Annotated in this window: 5 protein-coding genes; all 5 read right to left on the reverse strand. The window is 54.0% G+C overall.

The features are described from left to right. Nucleotides 1-408 (reverse strand): DUF1281 domain-containing protein (locus tag Xenpb_RS19210; RefSeq protein WP_187655718.1); only part of this gene is annotated, 408 nt, incomplete at its 3' end. 88 nt (nucleotides 409-496) lie between these two features. Further along, nucleotides 497-805 (reverse strand): TA system toxin CbtA family protein, encoded by a 309-nt coding sequence (locus tag Xenpb_RS19215; RefSeq protein ID WP_187655719.1) that lies wholly within the window; start codon nucleotides 803-805, stop codon nucleotides 497-499. 9 nt (nucleotides 806-814) lie between these two features. Continuing rightward, nucleotides 815-1,105 carry a hypothetical protein gene (locus tag Xenpb_RS20235; RefSeq protein ID WP_255523217.1) on the reverse strand — a complete coding sequence of 97 codons (291 nt, stop codon included), beginning with the start codon at nucleotides 1,103-1,105 and terminating at the stop codon, nucleotides 815-817. Between the two features lie 5 nt (nucleotides 1,106-1,110). Then, complete coding sequence (locus tag Xenpb_RS20240; protein ID WP_255523218.1) at nucleotides 1,111-1,362, reverse strand: hypothetical protein; 252 nt, start codon at nucleotides 1,360-1,362, stop codon at nucleotides 1,111-1,113. 126 nt (nucleotides 1,363-1,488) lie between these two features. Beyond that, nucleotides 1,489-1,765 (reverse strand): antirestriction protein (locus Xenpb_RS19225; RefSeq protein ID WP_187655720.1); only part of this gene is annotated, 277 nt, incomplete at its 5' end.

The following is a 1,765-nucleotide window of genomic DNA, read 5'->3' on the forward strand; positions in this document are numbered from 1 at the left end:
GTCGGTATACTGGTGGGCCAGAACAGGGGAAATCAGACTACGCGCGGGCTCCGGTACATTGTCCCAGCGCACCAGGCTGAGACAGGACTGGCGGTACAGGTTATCTATCCGTTTAATGTTGTCGCTGTTTAACGGCACATTATCCTGCAACAACGTCAGCCACTGTTCAAAAGCCAGATTCTGCGCTGTCGGTGCCGCCGTACCACGCACTAACGCCGGGTAAGGGGCATAGGTTTGTGGTTTGGCCGGTTTCAGTATCCCCGCACAGCCTGCCAGAAACAGCCGCAGGCTTTGCAGCACTGCCTGGCGGTAACGGGGAATTTCTTCACCGCAGACCCATTGTTGCATCACGTCAATACACACCGACTTGCCGGTGATTTCCAGTTGATTGGAGCACCATTCTGCCATGTTAGGTTCCTCATTGGATTGATAAGCATAAACCGGAGGAACCGCGCCATCAGGGCACCGCTCCCCCGATGGGTGATTGAAAAATGGGTTACTCGGACTGTGACCCGTTGTCCTGACTGAGAAGCGTCCCGGCAATACCGCTGTCGAAAATCACTTGCAATTCATCATGAATACCCAGATACGGTGTACTGCGTGGGATAGCCTGTTCATTCAGCCGGGTTAAACCGTATTTATCCACCAACGCGTTGATGGCTTCAAAGGGCAGGACGCCACTGGCCATCAGTTCAGCCACCGTGTCAGCTTCACACAGTGCCGTATCATTCAGGTTCAGGCCAAAATACCGTTTCAGCAACGTGCCGGCAATCACCTGCCAGGCGGTTAAACGCAAAGGTGCCATCGTGATACCTCATATGTTAAACGCTGCCTGTCGTCCGTGCCGGAGAATATCCTGCACTTCGCGGCATTGTTGATAACGGAGCGAAACTACATGCAGCGACAGTAAATGCGCCTCATGCCACAATACCCGGGCAGCCTGCGTATTCTGCCAGCCCTGCTCAAGCACGGCTGACTGACACAACTGTTGCTGTTGCTTTTCCAGTGACAGGCGCTCCGATGCCAGTGTCACCGGCTGTGCCCAGACAATCTCGTCATAAAACCGGCCACCGAGCACTTTTCTGTCCCGGGCGTCATAAATCATGACAGTCAACGGAAAAAAATGCAGGCAGACGGCTGGGATGAGGTTTCCGGCTCCGGCCAGTCGCCCAGCAGATGGATAACCTTCAGCCGCTGTACCGCTTCTGTGACCGAAGCCGCTTCGTACACGGTCAGGGTTTCCTCCCGTAGCGACTCCCTCGCTTGTGGGTGTTGCCTCAGGCCGGTGACCTGCACGGTAAAAATGTCCTCATGTAGTGCCGGGCCGGTGTCATCCGGTATGGGTAAAAAAATCGGGTTCATCGTGTTTCCTTGAATTAACGTCAAATAAAGAAAACACCCGCCCGATGCCGGGAAGGTGTTTTCGGCTCCCTGGTCAGGCGCTTAAGAAAAGAGCAGGATTAACCGCAACATCCTGTGCTGGTAATCTCAATTGTGATTATTATTTAAACTGCGGGTTAATGATGGGCTCAGCACCTTTTCCGGCGTTCTTAAATCCAGTACTGTATGTATCAGTTCGGTTTCCGGGTGTTGCAGCGTATATTCACGCAGTTCACCGAACCGGTACGCATCCTCACCGGGTTCATCCAGCACCGCGATACGGGCAAACACCGCTGTTGTCACCGCCAGCCCGAACGCGTCGGCAGAAAGTGTGATAGTTAACGCATTATCCGGCAGACAGACAGAATACGTGGCGGCGGACGTC

This window comes from Xenorhabdus sp. PB62.4 (assembly GCF_014467285.1).
In the GTDB taxonomy this organism is placed as follows: domain Bacteria; phylum Pseudomonadota; class Gammaproteobacteria; order Enterobacterales; family Enterobacteriaceae; genus Xenorhabdus.